18 protein-coding genes are annotated in these 22,756 nt (G+C 60.8%); 6 read left to right on the forward strand and 12 right to left on the reverse strand.

Annotation, left to right across the window (positions count from 1 at the left end; translation table 11 throughout):
- Positions 1–168: 168 nt before the first annotated feature.
- The 7 genes from pcaG to pcaR all read right to left on the reverse strand — a co-directional run bounded on the left by pcaG (position 169) and on the right by pcaR (position 7,078).
- Entirely contained in the window at positions 169–735 is a 567-nt protein-coding gene (pcaG, locus tag J3P75_RS21315; RefSeq protein ID WP_434708083.1) for a protocatechuate 3,4-dioxygenase subunit alpha, read from the reverse strand.
- 1 nt (position 736) lies between these two features.
- Positions 737–1,441, reverse strand: coding sequence for a protocatechuate 3,4-dioxygenase subunit beta (gene pcaH, locus J3P75_RS21320; RefSeq protein WP_434708084.1), 705 nt, complete (start codon positions 1,439–1,441; stop codon positions 737–739).
- 36 nt (positions 1,442–1,477) lie between these two features.
- Entirely contained in the window at positions 1,478–2,683 is a 1,206-nt protein-coding gene (pcaF, locus tag J3P75_RS21325) for a 3-oxoadipyl-CoA thiolase (RefSeq protein ID WP_434708085.1), read from the reverse strand.
- Complete coding sequence (locus J3P75_RS21330; protein ID WP_434708086.1) at positions 2,680–3,459, reverse strand: CoA-transferase subunit beta; 780 nt, start codon at positions 3,457–3,459, stop codon at positions 2,680–2,682. Before J3P75_RS21330 ends, pcaF begins: the two co-directional genes overlap by 4 nt.
- Entirely contained in the window at positions 3,459–4,316 is an 858-nt protein-coding gene (locus J3P75_RS21335; protein ID WP_434708087.1) for a CoA transferase subunit A, read from the reverse strand. The genes J3P75_RS21330 and J3P75_RS21335 overlap by 1 nt, the downstream gene beginning before the upstream one ends.
- A gap of 278 nt (positions 4,317–4,594) precedes the next feature.
- Positions 4,595–5,941, reverse strand: a complete 1,347-nt coding sequence (locus tag J3P75_RS21340) for an MFS transporter (RefSeq protein WP_394506216.1) — start codon at positions 5,939–5,941, stop codon at positions 4,595–4,597.
- A 294-nt stretch (positions 5,942–6,235) separates the two neighbouring features.
- On the reverse strand, positions 6,236–7,078 hold the full coding sequence (gene pcaR / locus J3P75_RS21345; RefSeq protein WP_090282140.1) for a pca regulon transcriptional regulator PcaR: 843 nt from the start codon (positions 7,076–7,078) through the stop codon (positions 6,236–6,238).
- Between the two features lie 631 nt (positions 7,079–7,709).
- On the opposite strand from pcaR, the gene J3P75_RS21350 reads away from it, so the two are divergent.
- The gene (locus tag J3P75_RS21350) at positions 7,710–7,910 is read left to right on the forward strand and encodes a hypothetical protein (protein ID WP_008080067.1); all 201 of its coding nucleotides are present in this window, start codon (positions 7,710–7,712) and stop codon (positions 7,908–7,910) included.
- 371 nt (positions 7,911–8,281) lie between these two features.
- A complete protein-coding gene (locus J3P75_RS21355) occupies positions 8,282–9,757 on the forward strand; it encodes an inorganic phosphate transporter (RefSeq protein ID WP_090282139.1) in 1,476 nt (491 codons plus the stop codon).
- Between the two features lie 979 nt (positions 9,758–10,736).
- Here J3P75_RS21355 and ccoM read toward each other — a convergent pair.
- The 3 genes from ccoM to J3P75_RS21370 form a co-directional block, all read right to left on the reverse strand.
- A complete protein-coding gene (gene ccoM / locus J3P75_RS21360; RefSeq protein WP_016771346.1) occupies positions 10,737–10,850 on the reverse strand; it encodes a cytochrome c oxidase subunit CcoM in 114 nt (37 codons plus the stop codon).
- Positions 10,851–10,993: 143 nt separating this feature from the next.
- Positions 10,994–11,155 carry a hypothetical protein gene (locus J3P75_RS21365; protein WP_203421035.1) on the reverse strand — a complete coding sequence of 54 codons (162 nt, stop codon included), beginning with the start codon at positions 11,153–11,155 and terminating at the stop codon, positions 10,994–10,996.
- Between the two features lie 106 nt (positions 11,156–11,261).
- A complete protein-coding gene (locus J3P75_RS21370) occupies positions 11,262–11,603 on the reverse strand; it encodes an aspartate-semialdehyde dehydrogenase (protein WP_434708089.1) in 342 nt (113 codons plus the stop codon).
- Positions 11,604–11,842: 239 nt separating this feature from the next.
- On the opposite strand from J3P75_RS21370, the gene rapA reads away from it, so the two are divergent.
- The gene (rapA, locus tag J3P75_RS21375) at positions 11,843–14,689 is read left to right on the forward strand and encodes an RNA polymerase-associated protein RapA (RefSeq protein WP_093103963.1); all 2,847 of its coding nucleotides are present in this window, start codon (positions 11,843–11,845) and stop codon (positions 14,687–14,689) included.
- 217 nt (positions 14,690–14,906) lie between these two features.
- Here the strand turns inward: rapA and J3P75_RS21380 are convergent, their stop codons facing one another.
- Positions 14,907–16,256 carry a spinster family MFS transporter gene (locus J3P75_RS21380; RefSeq protein WP_434708090.1) on the reverse strand — a complete coding sequence of 450 codons (1,350 nt, stop codon included), beginning with the start codon at positions 16,254–16,256 and terminating at the stop codon, positions 14,907–14,909.
- Positions 16,257–16,557: 301 nt separating this feature from the next.
- Here J3P75_RS21380 and J3P75_RS21385 point away from each other — a divergent pair, with 301 nt between their 5' ends.
- Both J3P75_RS21385 and J3P75_RS21390 read left to right on the forward strand, forming a co-directional pair.
- On the forward strand, positions 16,558–16,926 hold the full coding sequence (locus J3P75_RS21385) for a YkgJ family cysteine cluster protein (protein ID WP_434708091.1): 369 nt from the start codon (positions 16,558–16,560) through the stop codon (positions 16,924–16,926).
- A 148-nt stretch (positions 16,927–17,074) separates the two neighbouring features.
- Complete coding sequence (locus J3P75_RS21390) at positions 17,075–19,357, forward strand: putative bifunctional diguanylate cyclase/phosphodiesterase (RefSeq protein WP_434708092.1); 2,283 nt, start codon at positions 17,075–17,077, stop codon at positions 19,355–19,357.
- On the opposite strand, the gene J3P75_RS21395 is transcribed toward J3P75_RS21390, so the two are convergent.
- On the reverse strand, positions 19,248–20,144 hold the full coding sequence (locus J3P75_RS21395) for an NAD(P)-dependent oxidoreductase (protein WP_434708093.1): 897 nt from the start codon (positions 20,142–20,144) through the stop codon (positions 19,248–19,250). The genes J3P75_RS21390 and J3P75_RS21395 overlap by 110 nt on opposite strands.
- Positions 20,145–20,339: 195 nt before the next feature.
- Here J3P75_RS21395 and J3P75_RS21400 point away from each other — a divergent pair, with 195 nt between their 5' ends.
- Positions 20,340–22,532, forward strand: coding sequence for a hypothetical protein (locus tag J3P75_RS21400; protein WP_434708094.1), 2,193 nt, complete (start codon positions 20,340–20,342; stop codon positions 22,530–22,532).
- Positions 22,533–22,756 lie beyond the last annotated feature (224 nt).

The following is a 22,756-nucleotide window of genomic DNA, read 5'->3' on the forward strand; positions in this document are numbered from 1 at the left end:
CCATGGCGGCATTCCCACGCAGAGCGTGGGAACGATCATGCACTCGACTACACAGTTTCCCTTGTAGGAGTGAGCCTGCTCGCGATTGCGGTGTGTCATTAAGACAATTCAAACCTGACACACCGCAATCGCGAGCAGGCTCACTCCTACAGGGGTTGGTGGTGTTGTTCAGTAATCGAAGAACACTGTCTCGGCCTCGGTGCCTTGCAGCACCACATTCCATTGATAAACGCCTGACGCATCCGGCTTGGCCAGCAAGGTTTGGCGGCGTTCGGCGGGTACGCATTCGAGCAGCGGGTCATCGACGTTGGCCGGTTCACCTTCGAAGTAGATCCGCGTGAGCAAGTGCTTGACCAGGCCACGGGCAAACACCAGCACCACCAAATGCGGCGCCTGGGTCGTGCCTTTCAGACCCGGCACGCTGCCCGGTTTGATCGTGGTGAAGCGGAACCGCCCTTCGCCATCCACCGGCACTCGGCCGAAGCCTTCGAAGTGGGGGTCCAGCGGTTTGTCCTGATGATCTTCCGGGTGGTCGTATTTGCCGGCGGCGTTGGCCTGCCAGACTTCGAGCATGGCGTCGTTGACGACATCGCCGTTGCCATCCAGCACTTGCCCGGTGATCGCCACGCGCTCGCCGAGGGTCTGCTCGACAGTGAGGTCTTCGCGGTTCAGCCAGGTCAGGCCGATGTGGTAATACGGCCCGACGGTGTGGGACGTGGTCGCATTCAGCGTCATCTTATTTCTCCATCGGCGTGGCTTCACGCCCGCGCAGCACGATGTCCCAGCGGTAAGCGAGGGCGTAGGACGGAATGGTTTTGTCCAGATCGAAAGCAGCGATCAGGCGTTCCTTGGCCGAGGTGTCCGGCACGCAGTTGTAGATCGGGTCGTACGCCAGCAGCGGGTCGCCGGGAAAGTACATCTGCGTGACCAGACGCGTGAGAATGCTCGGCCCGAACAGCGAAAAGTGGATATGCGCCGGACGCCAGGCGTTGTGGTGGTTGCCCCACGGATAGGCGCCGGGCTTGATGGTCTGGAACTGGTACCGGCCATCGGCGTCGGTGACGGTGCGCCCGGTGCCGGTGAAGTTCGGGTCCAGCGGGGCGTCGTGCAGGTCACGCGCATGGTTGTAGCGACCGGCGGCGTTGGCCTGCCAGATCTCCACCAGAATGCCCGGCACCGGCAAGCCGTCTTCATCCAGCACACGGCCGTGAATGATGATGCGCTCGCCCAACGGCTCGCCTTCATGCTGGGCGGTCAGGTCGTGGTCATTTTCCACCAGGCGCTCGGCGCCAATGGTCGGCCCGGTGATTTCCGACAGCGAGTGCGGCAGGTGCACCAATGGCTTGGACGGCGAGCGCAGGTTGGTGGATTGGTAGGTCGGGTGCAGGTACTCAGGCTGGGTGCCTGCCTGCGGGCGACGGTAACCAGGCTTGTCAGTCATTTCGCTTTCCTCAGTTCTTATAGATGCCGCAACGCGTCAGACGCGTTCGATGGCCAGGGCCAGACCTTGGCCAACACCGACGCACATGGTCGCCAGACCTTTCTTGCCACCGGTCTTTTCCAGATGATGCAGAGCCGTCAACACCAGCCGCGCACCGCTCATGCCCAACGGGTGGCCGAGGGCAATTGCGCCGCCGTTCGGGTTGACCTGCGCCGCGTCGTCCGCCAAGCCCAATTCACGCAGCACCGCCAGTCCCTGGCTGGCGAACGCTTCGTTGAGTTCGATCACGTCAAAATCGCTGACCGCCACACCGAGGCGCTCAGTGAGTTTGCGCACCGCCGGCACCGGGCCGATACCCATCACCCGCGGCGCGACGCCGGCGCTGGCCATGCCGAGGACTTTTGCGCGGGCGGTCAGACCGTGTTTCTTCACTGCCTCGGCAGAGGCCAGAATCAGTGCAGCGGCGCCATCGTTGACCCCGGAAGCATTGCCGGCGGTGACGGTTTTGTCCGCACCGTTGACCGGCTTCAGCCTGGCCAGCGCTTCAATCGTGGTGTCCGCGCGAGGATGTTCGTCCTGGCTGACCACGGTTTCGCCCTTCTTGTGGGCAATGCGCACTTCGACAATCTCTTCAGCAAAGTAACCGGCAGCCTGCGCCGCGGCGGTACGTTGCTGACTGCGCAAGGCGAACGCGTCCTGATCTTCGCGCGAGACTTTATGGTCGTCGGCGACGTTGTCAGCGGTTTGCGGCATCGCGTCGACGCCGTATTGCGCTTTCATCAATGGGTTGATGAAACGCCAGCCGATGGTGGTGTCTTCCAGTTTCATGTTGCGCGAGAACGCCGCGTCAGCCTTGCCCATCACGAACGGCGCGCGCGACATCGACTCAACGCCGCCGGCAATCGCCAGCTCCATCTCGCCGCTGGCAATCGCCCGGAACGCCGTGCCGATCGCGTCCATGCCCGAAGCGCAGAGGCGATTGAGGGTTACGCCCGGCACGTTGTCGGGCAGACCTGCCAGCAACAGGGCCATGCGCGCGACGTTGCGGTTGTCTTCGCCGGCCTGGTTGGCGCAACCAAGGAACACTTCGTCGACCGCGTTCCAGTCGACCGAGGGGTTGCGTTCCATCAAGGCCTTGATCGGTATGGCGGCCAGATCGTCGGCGCGCACGGCGGACAAGCCACCGCCAAAACGGCCGATGGGGGTGCGAATCGCGTCGCAGATATACACGTCACGCATCATGCTTCTCCCGGTGCCTGACCGTGGGCGGCGGCGGTGCGCGCTTCGAGATCGCGCAGCGCGCTCAGCTCGACTTCGGTCGGCTCAGCGGTGGTTTCAACATTGTCGGCAAAACGGATCGCCCAACCGGTGGCGGCGACCACTTGCTCGCGGGTCACGCCCGGATGCAGTGCGGTAACCACGAATTCATGGGTGCCCTGCTCCGGCTCCATGATGCACAGGTCGGTGATAATCCCCACCGGTCCGGCACCCGGCAGGCCCAGACGCTTGCGCGAATCGCCGCCCTCGCCATGACCGACCGAGGTGATGAAATCGAGTTTGTCGACAAACGAACGCGCCGACTGCTTGAGGATGATCAGCACGCTTTTCGCCGAACCGGCAATCTCCGGCGCGCCACCGGCACCCGGCAGGCGCACTTTCGGCGAGAAGTAATCGCCGACCACGGTGGTGTTGATGTTGCCGAAACGGTCGACCTGCGCGGCGCCGAGAAAGCCGACGTCGATGCGCCCGCCCTGCAGCCAGTAGCGGAAAATCTCACCGGTCGGGACCACGGTGTCTGCAGTCTCGGCCAGCTCGCCGTCACCGATCGACAGCGGCAACACGCTCGGCTTGGCACCGATCGGGCCCGACTCGTAGATCAGCACCACATCCGGCGACGAAGTCAGACGCGCAAGGTTGGCGGCTTTCGATGGCAGACCGATGCCGACGAAGCACACCGAGCCGTTCTTCAGGCGCCGCGCCGCGGCAACGGTCATCATTTCATTGGTGGTGTAAGTCATTACTTGGCCTCCGAAGCAGCGGCCAACCTGGCCTGGAATTCGCTGAAATCAGCGCAGCCATGGATGTATTCGTTGATCCACGCGGTAAACGTCTCACGGTCCCGAGCGATCGGGTCCCACGCCTGATAGAAACGATTGTCACGCTCGGTGTAACCGTGAGCGTAGGACGGATGCGCGCCGCCGGGCACATGGCAGACCGCGCTCAGCGCCCAGGTCGGCAGGACGCAGGCGTTCATCGGTGCCTTGAGGTCGTCGACAATTTCTTCGACGGTGACGATGCAGCGCTTGGCCGCCAAAGCTGCCTCCTTCTGCACACCAAGAATGCCCCACAGCAGCACGTTGCCCTTGCGGTCGGCTTTCTGCGCGTGGATCACGGTGACGTCCGGGCGCACCGACGGCACGGCCGCCAGCACTTCGCCGGTGAACGGGCAGGTGACGGTTTTGATCAGCGGGTTGACCTTCGGCAGATCGGAGCCGGCGTAGGCGCGCAGCACCGCGAACGGTAGCCCGGAAGCACCGGCGACGTAGGCATTGGCCAGGTCGGCATGGCTGTGCTCTTCGATTTCCAGCGCATGCGGCCACTGTTTCTCGACCGCATCGCGCAGACGGTGCAGCGAACCGACGCCCGGGTTACCGCCCCAGGAGAAAATCAACTTGCGTGCGCAACCGGCGCCGATCAGTTGGTCGTAGATCAGGTCGGGGGTCATCCGCACCAGCGTCAGATCTTTCTTGCCCTGACGAATGATTTCATGACCCGCCGCCGTAGGGATCAGGTGGGTGAAGCCTTCGAGCGCGACGGTGTCGCCATCGTTGACGAATTGCTTCACCGCGTCGTGCAGCGAAAGGATCTCAGCCATGGAGCGGGCTCCCGTTTTTAGAGTGAATCGCCAGTGATAAAAAGGCGCGAGGTTCAGCGCCGGAGTCACTGAAGATTAAGCTTGGGGAAATGGCCAAACAATCCGATAATCGACTGAGTGTTCGTTTATCGAACGGATTGTTGTTTCCCTAATGATCGTTCCCACGCTCCGCGTGGGAATGCCTCAAGGGACGCTCCGCGTTCCAGAGATTGAAAGGGACGCAGAGCGTCCCGGGCTACATTCCCACGCGGAGCGTGGGAACGATCAAGTGCAGAGAGTTAGGTGGCATCCGCATGGCTGACCATGCCCTTGATCACCACCGCCGCGGTCGCCAACCCGGCTGGAATCACCAGTGCGGTCAGCACCTGCTCGAAATTCCAGCCCAGGCCCAGCAGCGTCGCGCCCATCCACGCGCCAAGAATCGCGCCGAAGCGGCCAATCCCGAGCATCCACGACACCCCGGTGGCCCGCCCCTGAGTCGGGTAGAACCGCGCCGCCAGCGACGGCATCGCCGATTGCGCGCCGTTCACGCACATGCCCGCCACCAACACCAGAGTTGCCAACAACGTGATGTTGCCCAGGCTTTGCCCTACCGCGTAGGCAAACACCCCGGCCAGCAGATAGAACGTGCCGATGACCTTGTGCGGGTTGAAGCGGTCCATCGCCCAGCCCACCGCCACCGCGCTCAACACCCCGCCGAACTGGAACAACGCCCCGATGAAGGCGGCCTGCTCCATGCTCGCGCCACTGTCACGCATCAGCGTCGGCAGCCAGCTGGTCAGCAGGTAAACGATCACCAGGCCCATGAAATAGGTCAGCCACAGCAGCAAGGTGCCGGTGCTGTAGGTGCCGGAGAAAATCACCGCGAAGACGTTGCGCGCCTTCACGGTTTTCTGTTCCGGCACGCTGAAGCTCGAGGCTTGGGCCACGGTCACCGGGTCGATCGGCGCCAACGTCTTGCGCACCTTGTCGGTGCCACGGTTGCGCACTACCAGGTAACGCGCCGATTCCGGCAGCCAGAACAACAGGACCACAGCAAGGATCAGCGGCAGCACCCCACCGATCAGCAGTAGGCTGTGCCAGCCAAAAGCCGGAATCAGCTTGGCGGAAATGAACCCGCCGCCAGCCATGCCCAGGTTGAAGCCGCAGAACATGCTGGTCACCAGCAGTGATTTCTTGCGCTCCGGGGTGTATTCCGAGAGCAAGGTGGTGGCGTTCGGCATACCCGCACCCAGACCGAGACCGGTCAAGAAACGCAGCACCAGCAGTTGTTCGACGTTGGTGCTGTAAGCCGAAGCCAGACTGAAAGCGCCGAACAGCAGCACAGCGCCGACCAGCACCACTTTGCGGCCGAAGCGGTCAGCCAGCGGACCGGAACCGAGGGCACCGAAGACCATGCCGATCAGCGCGGCGCTCATCACCGGGCCGAGGCTGGCGCGGTCAATGCCCCAGTCCTGCGACAGTGCCGGGGCGATAAAACCCATGGCGGCGGTGTCGAGGCCGTCGAGAAAGACAATCAGGAAACACAGGATCACCACTCGCCACTGGTAGCGCGAGATCGGTTGGGCATTGATGAAGGTCTGCACATCGAGGCAGTTACCCACAGCGGACTGAGGCTGGTTCATTATTTTTATTCCACGCAAAAAACGCAGTCGAACGATGGCCGGCCAACGGGCAGCACGGTCATGAGAATAGAGGGTTTGAATCAGGCGTCGCGGTGCATCCGGCAACAAAGTCGGCAAGGCGGACAGTCGGGGAACATGCGCATGGGGAGGTGCCTCTTGTCATTATTATCGGAGTCGGCAGTCCGGGCTGACTCTGCTGGTCAGCGCCGTATGACGCTGCCGCGACATTAATGATCCGAGGGTTTTAGCGTCAATTCGATAAACGCAACACTGTGCGTTTATCGAACAGCTTCATCAGGCAAACAACTGCGCACTGAGGTCGCGACTGGCGCTGAGCAGGCCCGGCAAAAAGCGCTGCTCCAGTTCGCTGCGGCTGACTCGTCCGGCGTGGGTGCTGACATTGAGCGCCGCAACCACCTGACCGGACGCGTCATACACCGGCACGGCAATCGAGCGCAGGCCCTGTTCCAGTTCCTGATCGACGATGCACCAGCCCTGCTGCCGCACCTCTTGCAGGCAGGCGAGCAAGGCGTCAGGGGTATGGATCGTGCGGCTGGTCTTGGCCACCAGTTCCGCGTGGTCGAGGTATTCGCCCAGCGACGTATCGTCGAGTGCTGCCAGCAAAATGCGCCCCATCGACGTGCAATACGCCGGCAGCCGCCCGCCCACCGACAGGTCAACCGAAATCAGCCGCTGGGTCGTAGCCGAACGGGCGATGTACAGAATGTCGTCGCCCTCGAGCGTGGCCATGTTGCAGGCTTCGTGCAGCTGCTCGCTCATGCGGTCGAGGTACGGTTGCGCGGACACGGCTAGCGGCGTCGATGACAAATAGGCGTGGCCGAGGGTCAACACTTTCGGCAGCAATGAATAGGTGCGACCGTCGGTGGTGGCGTAGCCGAGCTTGATCAGTGTGTGCAGGCAACGGCGCACCGCCGCGCGAGGGATCTCGGTGCGGTGGCTGATCTGGGCGATGGTCAGATGGCGCTTGCGCTCCTGAAAGGCCTGTACCACCGCCAGACCGCGGGCCAGTGAGGTCATGAAATCCGGATCGCCGGTCAGGGCCTGGATGCGCTTGGCCGGCGAAGCGACGATCGGCGGCGCCACGGAAGTGAAGGAATTGCGCATTTGATCGTTCATTTATGGTCCTTGGTCCGGCTCGGATCAGTGGCTATACAAACGGCTCACAGGCGAATGCACAAGCGCTGGGAACGCAACATTGGGCGATTATCGAACCGGCGACCGATAATCGCAATCCGTCATCTCGCACCCGGTCCAAGTGTCCGTTTCGACCACACCCGTTTTAGATGGATGCGTTAGTTGTTCATTTAATGGCGCCAAAAACTGATCGCCCGGCAAATAGTCCCCAGCGCGCAGTGCAACTAATAAAACTTGCGCGCAACAAAACAATCACACATTCAGAACCGTTTTTAACTTGGCAAAGATAGTCATTCCTGAATCGACGGCTATAATGCACCTCTGTGGCGCCGCGTTTTCATTGACCGCGATCGCCACCCGCTGAGGTGATGTCCATCACCGACAGCCCGGCCAACGCCAGACGCCATTACTTATGCAACGCCTGCGTTCGCCAAAACAGGAAACTGATGCTGCGTCAGTTTTATCGGGTGCCGTAGCCGCCTGACAGACGAAAGTCCCGCTCGCTCACCGATTCAACTAATGCCTGTTCAGGCATTGAAATGACGGGGGCGCTCGAGCGATTCGTTGCAGTGCGTTTCACCGGATATTCAACTCAACTCATACAGGTATCACTGTGACGAAAGACGAACTGCGCGCGGAACTTGAGCGCCAGGAACAACGTTACAAGGAAGTTTACGGCGGGGAAGTCACCACCTACGCCGCCCAGCCCGAACCGGAACGCAAAGCCTGGCGCAAGCGCCCGACCGTTCAGGATCAGGTGTTCAAGCAGGAAATCGAGAAGATCGAAAAGGAACTCAAAGCCGAGGAGCCTTGAACCCAGGCGGCGGTTTTAGAAGGTTTGTGTCCGCACCGTTTACAAGCGCGGTGAAACGACAATGCCTTGCGCGCCCGCTACCCGCGGGCAGCGGCAATCCTCGCGTCTGACAGGCTGATGACAGACGTCCTACAGGTTTCACAGATATTTCAGACAAGCGTTTGAGCGTTCACCCAGTCTTTGAAAATACCGGTAAATCACGGGTTTTATTAAAAGAATCAATGACTTGAAAAACCCTGCGCACCGCTTGGTTTTAACGCGCTGCAACAAATTAACTCGAAGAAGAGTGTGACCAGTGAGCAGACAGGGCATCGATTTCCTGTCTTTTCTGGCATAATCGCGCCCCCTTACGACCGGGTCAGAAAACCTTCATGATCGATTTATTCAGCGGACTGGATGCTTGGGTGCTTGTGAGCCTCTTGCTCGCCCTGACGTTTGTCCTCGCCTTCGAGTTCATCAATGGATTTCATGACACCGCTAACGCGGTAGCCACTGTTATCTACACCAAAGCCATGCCGCCGCATCTGGCAGTGTTCTTTTCCGGCGTGTTCAATTTCCTCGGCGTGCTGCTGGGCGGTGTGGGCGTGGCGTATGCCATCGTCCACTTGCTGCCGGTGGAACTGCTGATCAATGTGAACACCGGCCATGGCCTGGCAATGGTTTTCTCGTTGCTCGCCGCGGCCATCGCCTGGAACCTGGGCACCTGGTACTTCGGTATCCCGGCTTCCAGCTCGCACACCCTGATCGGCTCGATCCTCGGTGTCGGCCTGGCCAACGCGCTGATCAACGACATCCCGTTGAGAGATGGCGTGAACTGGCAGAAAGCGATCGACATCGGCGCCTCGCTGGTGTTCTCGCCGATGGCCGGCTTCCTGATCGCCGCGCTGGTGCTGATCGGCCTGAAGTGGTGGCGCCCGCTGTCGAAGATGCACAAGACTCCGGAACAGCGCCGCAAGATCGACGACAAGAAACACCCGCCATTCTGGAACCGTCTGGTCCTGGTGATCTCGGCCATGGCCGTAAGCTTCGTGCACGGCTCCAACGATGGCCAGAAAGGCATCGGCCTGATCATGCTGGTCCTGATCGGTATCGTACCTGCGCAGTTTGTGCTCGACCTGAACAGCACCACCTACCAGATCGAACGCACCCGCGACGCGACCCTGCACCTGAGCCAGTTCTACCAGCGCAACGCCGATTCGCTGGGTGAATTCCTGGCCTTGGGCAAAAGCGTGGAAGGCGACCTGCCGGAGAAATTCCGCTGCAACCCGCAGCAGACCGAACCGACCATTTCCGCCCTGCTGCACACGCTCAAAGGTGTAGCGGACTACCATTCGCTGCCGTCGGAAAGCCGCATCGAAGTCCGTCGTTACCTGTTGTGCCTCGACGACACGGCGAAGAAAGTCGGCAAGCTGCCAGGCCTCGAAGCCCGTGAAAAGGCTGACCTCGACAAGCTGCGCAAAGACCTGACAACCACCACCGAATACGCCCCGTTCTGGGTGATTCTGGCGGTCGCCCTGGCGTTGGGCCTGGGCACCATGGTGGGCTGGAAGCGTGTGGTGCTGACCATTGGCGAGAAGATCGGCAAACAAGGCATGACCTATTCGCAAGGCATGTCGGCGCAGATCACCACGGCCAGTTTGATCGGCATGGCCAACATCTTCAGCCTGCCGGTATCGACCACCCACGTATTGTCTTCGGGTGTGGCCGGGACCATGGTTGCCAACAAGAGCGGCTTGCAGGGCGGCACGGTGAAAACCATCTTGCTGGCTTGGGTGTTGACCTTGCCAGCGACGGTGGCGCTGTCAGCCGGGTTGTTCTGGCTGGCTTCCAAGGCGTTGGGTAGTTGATCGATTGCTGTAAATAAAAAGAGGCGCGATTCTTTGGAATCGCGCCTTTTTTTGGTTTAGGGAGATGAGATTTTTGAGCATATCCGTTGCTGCGGTAACGGCTTCTTATGGTTTCGCTCTTACAGCGAGTCCCTTTTTCAGACGCCAAAAAGGAACCAAAAGGCTTTGCCCCGGCGTTCGGCCCCTCGCTGGGGCTCGGGGTTCCTTCGTTACGGAATCGCTCCGGGCGCAGCGGCTACGGTTTGCTTCGCTGCACCTCCTTCCGCTGTGTCTGGCTGCGCCAGACGGTCGCTACGCTCCCACACCCGGATCGATCCCTTCACTCAGCCTGCCGAAGGGGCAAAAGATCAAAAGCCAGATCAAAATCAAAAGCCCCTTACCCTAGCCCTCTCCCGGAGGGAGAGGGAACTGATCGTGGGGGATGCGAGAGATACGCTCACCTGGGATATCGAGTTGAATGCAGATTTTGAAAGACCCACAAATCGGCTCCCTCTCCTCGGGGAGAGGGCTGGGGTGAGGGGCAGCCCCACCGCAAATCCCAAGCCATGCGCCGCTTCTAATCACTCAACAATGAGCGCCAGCTCGAGTGCTCTTGATCTTGCCTAACCAGCGACATCGGAAGGCTGAGCGGAGGGATCGATCCGGGCGTGGGAGCGCAGCGACCGTCTGGCGCAGCCAGACACAGCGGAAGTAGGTGCAGCGAAGCAAACCGTAACCGCTGCGCCCGGATCGATCCCGGAGCGAAGGGACCCCGAGCTTGCGAGGGGCCGGACGTAGGAGCAAAGCCTTTTGGTTCCTTTTTGGCGTCTGAAAAAGGGACTCGCCGTAAGGGCGAAACCGCCATAAGCCACACCCGAAGCAACGGATATTCACCCAAACCCCCAAGAGCCTGGTCGGCCCAAAGGCCGCCACGGCCAAAAAAAAAGGGGCAACCGAAGTCGCCCCAAAATGCCTTGCGTGCCCATCAACCCGGAAGAACTCACTTGCGCCGCTTATGCGCATCCTTCCAGATAAAAAATCCAAACCCTGCAAAAAACAGCACCATCAGCCCAACCGTCAAGACCCCGGCAAACACCACGTTATCGAAAAACATGACTGGCCTCCTGGCCCCTGCTTTGCTGCGATGAGTACAAATTAGCAGACACACGGACACGCACATTGACCAGGATCAATGTCCGCAACAAAGAGAGAAAAGGGGGAAAATTAAATGACCTGCGTCAAAGGACGCAGGGGAGATCAACGCTTTTTCGGCTTGTTCTTCGACTTTTTCTTGGCTTTTCCCAACGGCATCGCCTGCTCGAACGCCTGGCGGACCTCGTTCAGGCGCTTCTCGTTGAGGTCATGCACGCGCTTGGCGCGCTCGCTGCTGAGGTCGATCAGTTTGTCGTCTTGGCTCATGGCATCAGTACATCGCAGAAAAGGATCATAACTGCCACATCACCGGCAGGACTGCGCCAATCATGCCGCCTGACGCCGGCGCTGACCAGCCACACCGGCACCGCAATCAAATCTCGATATCGACCCACAACCCCTGACGCGGCTGATCGTCGATCAGCGGCACCACCGGCACGGTGTTGTCGGCGTTCAGTTCGGTACCGGGTACGGCCAGATGTTCTTCCGGGTCTTCATCGGCCTCGCGACGCCGACGTTCGCGCTCCTGCTGGCGGCGCTGTTCCTCGCGCAGCAGCAAGCCATCCTCTTCGGGATTGCGCTTTTGCAGATCGATCGTGCTTTCGTTGGAGCTTTCCTGCACTGGCACCACCGGAGGGATGTCCGGCCGCTGGCGGATCGGATCCTGCTGGGAAGTGATCGGCACGGCGCTCAAGGGGAGCATCGGTGGCAACATATATAGGTCTCCTGTGTGCAGGCTATCGGCTGCGGTACAGGCGCCTTGAGCCGCCCGTCGCAAACTTGTGACCCGGTTGGCACCCACAGGTGCCCCGCCGCTGGAAAAAACCGACATATGACGACTCGGCTTCAGCTTGCAGCTCGAAGCTAAAAGCTTGCCGCTGCTCCTATTCCTTTGGCCCTGAAGCCGTCATTCCGTTAAGATAGCCCGCTTTTTCAAGGTGGGAGTCAGGCAGCATGGCGCAGCAGTATCAACCGGGGCAACGCTGGATCAGTGACAGCGAAGCAGAGCTTGGTTTAGGCACCGTTCTGGCACAGGACGGCCGCTTGTTGACCGTGCTTTACCCGGCCACTGGCGAAACCCGCCAGTACGCGCTACGGAATGCGCCCCTGACCCGCGTGCGGTTCTCGCCGGGTGACAGCATCACCCACTTCGAAGGCTGGAAGATGACCGTGCAGCAAGTCGACGACGTCGACGGGCTGATGGTCTATCACGGTCTCAACGCGCAGAACGAAGCCGTCACCCTGCCGGAAACCCAGCTGTCGAACTTCATTCAGTTCCGTCTGGCCAGCGACCGCCTGTTCGCCGGGCAGATCGATCCGCTGCCGTGGTTCTCCCTGCGCTACAACACCCTGGAACACACCAGCCGCCAGTTGCAGTCCTCGCTCTGGGGCCTGGGTGGCGTGCGTGCGCAACCGATCGCACACCAGTTGCACATCGCCCGTGAAGTCGCCGACCGCATCGCGCCGCGGGTATTGCTGGCGGACGAAGTGGGTCTGGGCAAAACCATCGAAGCCGGTCTGGTGATTCATCGCCAACTGCTGTCCGGCCGCGCCAACCGCGTGCTGATCCTCGTTCCGGAAAACCTCCAGCACCAGTGGCTGGTGGAAATGCGCCGCCGATTCAACCTGCAGGTCGCGCTGTTCGACGAAGAACGCTTCATTGAAAGCGATGCCACCAACCCGTTCGAAGACACGCAATTGGCGCTGGTCGCGCTGGAATGGCTGGTCGACGATGAAAAGGCGCAGGACGCACTGTTCGCCGCCGGGTGGGATCTGCTGGTGGTCGACGAAGCCCACCACCTGGTCTGGCACGAAGAAAAAGCCAGCCCGGAATACTCGCTGGTTGAGCAACTGGCTGAGGTCATTCCCGGCGTGCTGCTGCTCACCGCCACCCCGGAACAACTCGGTCAGGACAGCCACTTCGCCCGTCTGCGCCTGCTCGACCCGAACCGTTTCCACGACCTGGCGGCGTTCCGCGCCGAAAGCGACAACTATCGCCCGGTCGCCGAAGCGGTTCAGGAACTGCTCGACAAGGGCCGCCTCTCGCCCGCAGCGCACCAAACCATTCACGGTTTCCTCGGCAACGAAGGCGAAGCCTTGCTGACCGCGGTCAACGATGGCGACACCGAAGCCAGCGCGCGTCTGGTGCGTGAGCTGCTCGACCGCCACGGCACTGGCCGCGTGCTGTTCCGTAACACCCGTGCCGCCGTGCAGGGTTTCCCGGAGCGCAAGCTGCACCCCTATCCACTGCCATGCCCGGACGAATACCTCGAACTGCCGTTGGGCGAGCATGCCGAGTTGTACCCGGAAGTCAGCTTCCAGTCCCAGCCGGAGGCCAGCGAAGAAGAACGCTGGTGGAAATTCGACCCGCGCGTCGAGTGGCTGATCGATCAGCTGAAAATGCTCAAGCGCACCAAAGTGCTGGTGATCTGCGCCCACGCCGAAACCGCAATGGATCTGGAAGACGCCCTGCGCGTGCGTTCCGGCATCCCGGCCACGGTGTTCCACGAAGGCATGAACATCCTTGAGCGTGACCGCGCCGCGGCCTACTTCGCCGATGAAGAGTTCGGCGCGCAAGTGCTGATCTGCTCGGAAATCGGCAGTGAGGGTCGCAACTTCCAGTTTGCTCACCACTTGGTGCTGTTTGATCTGCCGTCGCACCCGGACCTGCTCGAGCAGCGCATCGGTCGTCTCGACCGGATCGGCCAGAAGCACATCATCGAACTGCACGTGCCGTACCTGGAAACCAGTCCGCAAGAGCGCCTGTTCCAGTGGTACCACGAAGCGCTGAACGCATTCCTCAATACCTGCCCGACCGGCAACGCCTTGCAGCATCAGTTCGGCCCGCGCCTGCTGCCGCTGCTCGAAGAGGCCGACGACGGTGAGTGGCAAGCACTGATCGACGAGGCGCGCGCCGAGCGTGAGCGTCTGGAAGCCGAGCTGCACACCGGTCGCGACCGTCTGCTGGAGCTCAACTCCGGCGGCGCTGGCGAAGGTGAAGCGCTGGTCGAGGCGATCCTTGAGCAGGACGACCAGTTCGCCCTGCCGATCTACATGGAAACCCTGTTCGACGCCTTCGGCATCGACAGCGAAGACCATTCGGAAAATGCGCTGATCCTCAAGCCGAGCGAGAAGATGCTCGACGCCAGCTTCCCGCTGGGCGACGACGAAGGCGTGACCATCACCTACGACCGCAACCAGGCGCTGTCGCGCGAAGACATGCAGTTCATCACCTGGGAACACCCGATGGTGCAGGGCGGCATGGACCTGGTGCTGTCCGGCTCGATGGGCAACACCGCCGTCGCGCTGATCAAGAACAAGGCGTTGAAACCGGGCACCGTGTTGCTGGAACTGCTGTATGTCAGCGAAGTGGTCGCACCGCGTTCGCTGCAACTGGGCCGCTACCTGCCGCCGGCGGCGCTGCGCTGCCTGCTCGATGCCAACGGCAATGATCTGTCGCCACGGGTGTCCTTCGAAACCTTGAACGATCAGCTGGAAAGCGTGCCGCGTGCCAGCGCCAACAAGTTCATCCAGGCCCAGCGCGATCAGCTGACGCCGCGGATCAACGCCGGCGAAGACAAGATCGCCCCGCGTCACGCCGAGCGTGTCGCCGAGGCGCGTCGTCGTCTGGCCGCCGACACCGACGAAGAACTGGCGCGCCTGACCGCGTTGCAAGCGGTCAACCCGACCGTGCGTGACAGCGAACTGGAAGCGTTGCGCACTCAGCGTGAGCAGGGTCTGGCGATGCTGGATAAAGCGGCGTTGCGTCTGGAAGCGATTCGGGTGTTGGTGGCGGGTTAAACCGCCCTGCTCCAGCGCTGAAAACAACAAGGCCCGCAGCGATGCGGGCCTTTTTTTGCGCGCGAAGATCGTTCCCACGCTCTGCGTGGGAATGCAGCCCGGGACGCTCCGCGTCCCTACCGAAGCTGGAACGCAGAGCGTCCCTTGAGGCATTCCCACGCGGAGCGTGGGAACGATCATCAATCCCTGTGGGAGCCAGCCCTGCTGGCGATAGCGGTTAAGCAGTCGCCGCCGAAACCCCTGGCTCAACCACCGCCACCAAGCCCTCCTTCATCCGCTGCGCATCGCGCACAAAACACCGCGAGGCCAGAAACAGAAATACCATGGTCAGAAACAGCGCCACCGGAATCAGGTACATCGCATCGTGCAGGCCGACAGCCTTGAACGCCTCGGTCATCTGCTCCGCGCCCGCCGCCAGCATCGCCGTGTGCGCGAAATAGTCGGACAAACCACCGACCACCACCGGCCCCAACCCACCGCCGAGCAGATACAGCCCGGCAAAGAACAACGCCATCGCCGTCGCGCGCAAACGCGGTTCGACTACGTCCTGGATCGCCGTGTAAACGCAGGTGTAGAAGTTATAGGCGAACAGCCAGCCGACGCTGAATACCGCGACGAACACGCCGATCTCGATTCGCCCGGCATGCAGCGCCCACGCCGTGCACAGGGTCGAGATGATCAGACTGAACGCCGCAAACAGCAGTCGCCCGCTGGCCACGCGCTGGTGGATCTTGTCAGCGATCCAGCCGCCCAAGGTCAGCCCGACCAGCCCGGTCACGCCGACAATGATCCCCGTAGCCACCGCCGCTTCCTGCAACGGCATGAGGAAATAGCGCTGCAGCATCGGCACCAGAAACGAGTTGCAGGCATAGGTCGCGAAGTTGAAGCACAGCCCGGCCATCACCAGCCAGAGGAAGGTCGGCACGGCCAGCACGCGGCGGATCGGCTTGTCGACTTTCTCCTGCGAGACCTGCACGGTTTCCGCCGCGCCGCGCTTGGGTTCCTTGATGAAGAACATGAACACCGCAAGGATCAGCCCCGGCACTGCGGCGATAAAGAACGGCGCGCGCCAGCTGTCGAACGCCTTGACCATCGCGCCGATGGTGAAGAACGCCAGCAGCAGCCCCAGCGGCAAGCCGAGCATGAAAATGCCCATGGCCCGCGCCCGACGGTGCGCCGGAAACAGATCGCCGATCAGCGAGTTGGCCGCTGGCGCATAACTGGCTTCGCCGATGCCGATGCCCATGCGCACGATCAGGAAGCTCCAGAAACTGCCGACCAGACCGTTGACCGCGGTCAGCGCACTCCATGTTGCCAAACCCCAGCCCATCAGTTTGCTGCGTGAACCGGTGTCGGCCATGCGCCCGAGTGGCAGGCCGGCAATGGCGTAAACGATGGTGAAGGCAGTGCCGATGATGCCCAACTGAAAGTCGCTGAGGTGCCATTCCATGCGGATAGGTTCGATGATGATCGCCGGAATGGTACGGTCGAAGAAATTGAACAGGTTGGCGAGGAACAGTAAAAACAGAATGCGCCAGGCATTCGCCGCTTGGGTCGAGTTCTGCATGGGTCCGTCTCTTTATTGTCATGGGGCTTCACTGCCAGCGCGTTCGAGCCCGGAACCTGCAATCTAGTCAGCCGCGCGAGGGCTGTCTGTGATCATTCGTCAGCCTGATATCGGCCCATCGCACTGTAACGAAACGTAAGCCCTTGATAACGCTGAAATCCCCTGCCATACGGGGCTTTCACGGCAAAATCCGGGCACAAAAAAATACTTTCGCGACCCCCTTCCCAAGTCCATGGCAAAGCCTAGAATGGCCGCCGGATCCGTCCGGATCTGCCGATCAATCCCTTTGATACCCTCGCCCATGTCTGAAGTCAGTCCGTGTCTGAATTGCGGTGCCTGCTGTTCCCATTTTCGCGTGTCTTTTTTCTGGGGTGAATGCGCATCCTCCGGCGGTACGGTACCTGATGAACTGGTCGAGCAAATCACCCCGAGCCGTGTGGCAATGATCGGCACTGATCGCAAACCCACGCGCTGCATCTCGCTGGCGGGAGAAGTCGGCAGCAACGTGGCGTGCACGATCTATGAAAATCGCTCGAGCCCCTGCCGCGAATTCGAAGCGTCGTGGGAGAACGGTGAACACAACCCCGACTGCGACAAGGCCCGCGCCGCGCATGGTCTGCCGCCGCTTGATCCGCACTGGAACGATCTGCCACTTGAGCGCATTGCCTAAGTCTTAGCGCGAATCGCTATGACGCTGATGCCAAAATCATTAGCGCCAATGTGCCACTACCGCTTGCGCACAGAAATCGGCCTCTATACTCCAGTCATTCGCCTGCGTTGATCACGCAGTCAGGACGACTTCAGAGACGGGGCACGCTATGGAGTGGCTTGGTTTGCATTTTGTTACCGAGCTGCCGGCGCGCGGGCAGGTCATTCTCGATTGCACGCACAATCCGTTGCTGGTGCTGGCGGCCTATCTGGTCGCCTGCGCGGCGAGTTTCGCGACGCTCGATATGGCCGAGCGTGTGGTGCATGCCGAAGATCTGGCCTCGCGGCGGCTCTGGCGCTGGATCGGCGCGACCTGTCTGGCCGGCGGCATCTGGGCCATGCACTTCATCAGCATGTTGGCTTTTCAGCCGCCCATCGATATCGAGTATGACCTCGGCATCACTCTCTTCTCGTTACTGATCGCCCTGCTCGCCTCGTGGCTGGCCATGCAGACCCTGAGCGAGGTGCAGCCCAGTGCGCAGCGCTGCCTGAAAACGGCGTCGGTCATTGGCCTGGGTATCGCCGGCATGCATTACGTGGGCATGGCGGCGATGAAATCGAGCGCCAGCGCCTATTACCATCCGGGGCTGTTTGCGCTGTCGGTGCTGATCGCCATCGGTGCCAGTTTCGCCGCGCTGTGGGTCGCCCGCTATCTGAGCGAAGGCAGCGGCGTCGCCCACCAATTGCTCAAATACAGCGCGGCGCTGATTCTCGGCGCAGGCATCATCAGCATGCATTTTACCGGCATGGCCGCGCTGGATCTGGTCATTCCCGAGGGCGGCCTGGCCGCGAGCGGCGGCGTAACCGGGCATCTGCAACTGGGTCTGACCGTGGCGTTGATCATCCTGTTGATATTGGGCAGTGCAATCAGCGCCGCCCTCGCCGACAAGAAGCTGCAAAACAAGGAGCAAGACCTGCGCCGGGTCAACGCCCTGCTCAGCCAGCTCGATCAGGCGCGCATGTCGTTACAGCAAGCGGCCAATTACGACGCGCTGACCAATTTGATCAACCGCCGTGGCTTCAACCAGATGTTCGCGGAAAAACTCAGCCAGAAAACCAGCGAAGGCGGCATGCTCGCGGTGATGTTCCTGGACATCGATCACTTCAAACGGATCAACGACAGCCTCGGGCATGACGCCGGCGACGCGCTGCTCAAAGTCATCGCCCAGCACATCAAAAGCTCGGTGCGCAGCCACGAAGATGTGGTCGCGCGGTTCGGCGGTGACGAGTTCTGCATTCTGATCAGCCTGCACGACCGCGAAGAGGCGCGCGGCATGGCGCAGCGCATCATGCTCAAGATGAAAGAGCCGATCGAACTGGCCGGCCGGCGCATGGTGATGACCACCAGCATCGGCATCAGCCTGTTTCCTGAAGACGGCACGACTTGCGAAGAACTGCTCAAGCACGCCGACCTGGCGCTGTACCAGTCCAAAGGCGCGGGGCGCAACGGCCTGCACTTTTTCAATTCCAGCCTGAAAAACCGTGCCACCCTGGAATTGCAACTCGAAGAAGAGTTGCGCCAGGCCCTGCGCGAAGAAAACGGCCTGACCCTGTATTACCAGCCGATCTTCGAGCTGAAAACCGGGCGGGTCACCAAGCTTGAAGCGCTGATTCGCTGGCAGCACCCGCTGCACGGTTTGCTGACCCCGGATCGTTTCATCGCCATCGCCGAGAGCAACGGCCTGATCGCCGAGCTGGACAACTGGGTGCTGCGGCGCGCCTGTCGCGATCTCGGCGAACTCTCCAGCCATGGCTGCGAGGAGCTGAAAATTGCCTGGAACTGCTCGCCATTGAATCTGGCCCGCGAAGAGCTGGCTGACGAAATCGAACACGCCTTGCGCAGCGCCGGGGTGGCACCGGAACGATTGGAGCTGGAGGTCACCGAAAACGCGTTGATGGGCAACATCGCCAACACCCTGGTGTTGTTGCGGCAGATCCGCGCGCTTGGCGTGTCGCTGTCGATTGACGACTTCGGCACCGGTTATTCGTCGCTGGCCTACCTCAAGCGCCTGCCGCTCAACACGTTGAAAATCGACCGCTCGTTCATCTTGGATATTCCCAAGGCCACGGCGGACATGGAAATCGTTCAGGCGATCATCGTCATGGCGCACACCCTGCACCTGCAGGTGGTCACCGAAGGCGTGGAAAGCCTGGAGCAGTACGAGTTTCTCGAGCGCTCGGGCTGCGATTTCATTCAGGGTTACTTGCTTAGCCGCCCAGTGCCGCTCAACGAGCTGCGCCCGGTGCTGGAGGAAATCAACCAGCGCAAGGCATCGCCGGCGTTCAATCCGTTACTGCTGGCGCGCGGTACATTTGCACCAGTGTCGCTGGGTCCTGCGCCAGATAGCCCTGCGCCCCATGCAGGCGCATCAGTTGTGCGGCCAATCCGCTGAGCGGCGTGGCCGAACCCTGTTCTCGGGAAAATTTCACCGCCGTGTCGAGATCCTTGAGCAACGTGCGCACGTGCCATTTGATCGGCTCGAAACGACTCTCGGCCATTTGCGGCGCAAGAATCTGCAGCGGTTTCGAATCGGCAAAACCGCCGGCCAGCGCTTCGGCAAGCAGGCTGGCATCGACCCCGGCCTGTTCGGCCAGCGCCACCACTTCGGCGATCACCAGCGCGTTGCAGGCGACAATCATCTGATTGCAGGCCTTGGTCACCTGGCCGGCACCGACGCCGCCCATGTGCGTGACACGCTGGCCAAGACTCAGCAGCACCGGACGCACCCGCTCGAGATCCGCCGCCGCGCCGCCAACCATGATCGCCAGGCTGCCCGCCTCGGCCCCGACCACGCCGCCGGACACCGGGGCGTCCAGCCAGCCCATGCCGGCTCGCTGCGCCAGTTGCGCGGCCATCTCGCGGGTCGCCGTTGGTTCGAGACTGGAAAAATCCACCAGCAGTTGTTCGCTTTTTGCGCGCTCGGCAATGCCGCCAGCACCAAACACCACCTCGCGCACCACCGCCGTGTCAGCCAGACACAACATCACGATGTCAGCGTGTTCGCACAGTTCGGCGGGGCTCGCCACTTGCCGGGCACCGGCCTCGACCAGTGCCGCGCACTTGGCCGGGTTGCGATTCCACACGGTCAGCGGGTAACCCGCCGCCAACAGACGCCGGCACATCGGCAGGCCCATCAGGCCGATTCCAGCAAACCCCAACGAAGGTCGCGTTGACATCATTTTGCCTCTTTTCCATTAAAGATCGCCGAATAATGGCCGATTCAACAACGATCAGGAAAGGATTCCCCCCAGCGACAGTCAGGCCACCGTACTGACGCTCGGGCTCAATTCGCGCAAAAAAGACGCGAGATCCTATTCCGTGAGGTTCGCTGACATCGGTCATCGGGCCAACCCAGTCCAGGTACATGGCGCACCATGACATCCAAAAACAATCCTGCCACTGCGATTTCCGACCTGACCTCCAGCCCCGCCGCCAACAGCCCGACCAAGCCTGCGCAATCCGCGCGTCCGCTGTCGACCCAGCAATATCTGTATTTCACCGAAACCAATACCGACCGCATCCTCGACAACCTCGACGGCCTGCGTGATCTGGTGTTCCCGCGCCCGCCGCACCTGGAAGGCGATAACGAACAGCACAACGATCAGGAATTTCCTTCGGTGTGCCTGATCGGCCTCGGTCGCTGCGGCTCCAACATCGCCCTCGACGTCGCGGAGCTGGTGTACAACGCGCGCAAGTTCTACCTCAACGAATTCAACAACGAAGACCGCCCGGCCGACCGCCGTCTCGCCGACAAGGGCTACAGCCCGGCACAGTGGATCAAACAGAACCTGCGTCTGGGCCCGAACAAATCGGCCAAACCGGTGTTTCTGGTCGAGCCACTGGTGATGCTCGGCGACCTCGACAAGGACATTGCCGGGCGCATCCGCTTTTCCCGCAAGGGCGAAAAAAGCGGCTTCCTGCGCGACTACAGCAAGATGAAGATCATGGACTTGTCCGAAGTCCACGCCGGTGGTGCCGGTAACGCGCCGATCCTCGGCCAGTACCTGGCGAAGATCATCCTCAACAAGGACACCCAGCGCTTCTCCAGCCCCGACTGGAAAATGATCCACTCGTACCTGATTGACAGCTGCGGCATCAAGGCCAACCAGTCACGCCTGTATTTTTCGATTTTCAGTGCCGGCGGCGGTACTGGTTCGGGCATGGCTTCGGAGTTCGGCCTGGCCCAGCAGCACTCGTACATGAACAAGACGTTCGACACCAAGCCGATGGATGAGCATGACGGCAAGAGCGGTCATTCGTTCGTGTTCGAGCCGATCTTTACCAGCGGCATCTGCGTGCTGCCGAACATTTCTGATCACCGCAGTGAAATGTCCGAGGCGCTGCACATCAACGCCGGGCGCCTGCTGTGCAAATACCTTTCCGAGGAATGGGACTTCTCCTACAACTTCGCCAACGAAGACAGCAGCGAAGCCAGCGTCATGGGGCGGATTCGCCCATGGAACGCGATGATGCTGATTTCCAACGACATCATGCGTTACGCCGAAGAAAGCGATGACGGCAACATCCAGAACATTGATGTCAATGCGATGGAAAAACACGCCAACCAGTACATCTCTCAGCAGATCTTCAACATTCTGACGGCGCAGGCAGTCACCACCGACTATGACCAGAACTACTTCCGTCGCGCCGGCATCGACATCGGCGAGACCATTCGCCTGGACGCTAACGATTTGTTCATGAGCCTGGCTGGCCCGGTGGCGATCGCCTACGCCGAATCGGTGGTGCCGGAAACGCCGCCGCCGAGCAGCGACAAGTTCAAGGTCTTTGAAAAAGAGCCGCAGCGCCTGAACATCGACGATCTGTTCTTCCGCTCGATCGACCTGCCGCACTTCAACAAGGTCACCCAGGCCATCGAAGGCATCAGCCTGCTGCCGATCGAGTCCAAGCGCTATCGCGCGTCGCTGGAGCAGTACAAGAATTCCGGCTACGACGCCGCCGCCCTGCATGACCTGCACTTCTTCAAGAACTGCTCGTCGGTGGTCTCGATCGTTTCGCTGCCCAAGGACTACAAGCTGTCGTACATGGACCTGAACCGGCTGAAGACCCACCTCAACAGCCTGTTCCCCAACACCACGCTCAAGCGTTACGCGCTGGTGATCGGCGCTTCGGCGAACCTGTCGCTGACCACCCTGATTGCCAAGAGCCCGTGCCTGTCGGATGACTTCCTGACGTTGATCGTGGCATTCATCAAGCGTTGCTTCGCCAAGACCCCGTACCGTTTCGACGAGACGCTGGACAACTCGATTCTCGACTTCATCATTCAGGAAGAGTTTGACGAAGACCGCATCGATGACCTGCTCAACGAGTTCGAAAACCCGGCGAAGATTCTCGACACCAACTGGTACGCGATCAAACCGATGTACGAGAAGAAGTACCGCGAGCTGATCAACGACAGGGACAAGTTTGTCTCGATCAACGACATTCGCCTGTCGCGCGATTGTGTGAAGAAGTCGATCAAGTACCTGCGCGAGATCTACCGTCACCGGATTGGCAAGACCAAGGTCATTTCGCTGAATAACCATACCGGGAAGACTTATTCGGTCTGATCAGAGACCGAGTCGCCCCCATCGCTGGCAATCCAGCTCCCACAGATTTTGTGGTGCTCACAATATTTGTGTTCACTCGGACACTGTGGGAGCTGGCTTGCCAGCGATGGGGCCTTCAAATTCACTAAAGATTTCAGCCTTTACAACATCCAGAAACAATTAAGCGACCCTCAGGCCGCTCAATAAACTGTTCCCGTTACGTTTACGTCACCGTGAACTGAGAC

This window comes from Pseudomonas sp. R1-1 (genome assembly GCF_051132135.1).
In the GTDB taxonomy this organism is placed as follows: domain Bacteria; phylum Pseudomonadota; class Gammaproteobacteria; order Pseudomonadales; family Pseudomonadaceae; genus Aquipseudomonas.

What these genes read in the sequence shown, in the direction of transcription:
- pcaF (WP_434708085.1), bottom strand. Translation starts at nt 2,683, where the DNA reads ATGATGCGTGACGTGTATATCTGCGACGCGATTCGCACCCCCATCGGC.
- rapA (WP_093103963.1), top strand. Translation starts at nt 11,843, where the DNA reads ATGGCGCAGCAGTATCAACCGGGGCAACGCTGGATCAGTGACAGCGAA.
- J3P75_RS21340 (WP_394506216.1), bottom strand. Translation starts at nt 5,941, where the DNA reads ATGAACCAGCCTCAGTCCGCTGTGGGTAACTGCCTCGATGTGCAGACC.
- J3P75_RS21400 (WP_434708094.1), top strand. Translation starts at nt 20,340, where the DNA reads ATGACATCCAAAAACAATCCTGCCACTGCGATTTCCGACCTGACCTCC.
- J3P75_RS21365 (WP_203421035.1), bottom strand. Translation starts at nt 11,155, where the DNA reads ATGAGCCAAGACGACAAACTGATCGACCTCAGCAGCGAGCGCGCCAAG.
- ccoM (WP_016771346.1), bottom strand. Translation starts at nt 10,850, where the DNA reads ATGTTTTTCGATAACGTGGTGTTTGCCGGGGTCTTGACGGTTGGGCTG.
- pcaG (WP_434708083.1), bottom strand. Translation starts at nt 735, where the DNA reads ATGACGCTGAATGCGACCACGTCCCACACCGTCGGGCCGTATTACCAC.
- J3P75_RS21330 (WP_434708086.1), bottom strand. Translation starts at nt 3,459, where the DNA reads ATGACTTACACCACCAATGAAATGATGACCGTTGCCGCGGCGCGGCGC.
- J3P75_RS21335 (WP_434708087.1), bottom strand. Translation starts at nt 4,316, where the DNA reads ATGGCTGAGATCCTTTCGCTGCACGACGCGGTGAAGCAATTCGTCAAC.
- pcaR (WP_090282140.1), bottom strand. Translation starts at nt 7,078, where the DNA reads ATGAACGATCAAATGCGCAATTCCTTCACTTCCGTGGCGCCGCCGATC.
- J3P75_RS21355 (WP_090282139.1), top strand. Translation starts at nt 8,282, where the DNA reads ATGATCGATTTATTCAGCGGACTGGATGCTTGGGTGCTTGTGAGCCTC.
- J3P75_RS21385 (WP_434708091.1), top strand. Translation starts at nt 16,558, where the DNA reads ATGTCTGAAGTCAGTCCGTGTCTGAATTGCGGTGCCTGCTGTTCCCAT.
- pcaH (WP_434708084.1), bottom strand. Translation starts at nt 1,441, where the DNA reads ATGACTGACAAGCCTGGTTACCGTCGCCCGCAGGCAGGCACCCAGCCT.
- J3P75_RS21370 (WP_434708089.1), bottom strand. Translation starts at nt 11,603, where the DNA reads ATGTTGCCACCGATGCTCCCCTTGAGCGCCGTGCCGATCACTTCCCAG.
- J3P75_RS21390 (WP_434708092.1), top strand. Translation starts at nt 17,075, where the DNA reads ATGGAGTGGCTTGGTTTGCATTTTGTTACCGAGCTGCCGGCGCGCGGG.
- J3P75_RS21380 (WP_434708090.1), bottom strand. Translation starts at nt 16,256, where the DNA reads ATGCAGAACTCGACCCAAGCGGCGAATGCCTGGCGCATTCTGTTTTTA.
- J3P75_RS21395 (WP_434708093.1), bottom strand. Translation starts at nt 20,144, where the DNA reads ATGATGTCAACGCGACCTTCGTTGGGGTTTGCTGGAATCGGCCTGATG.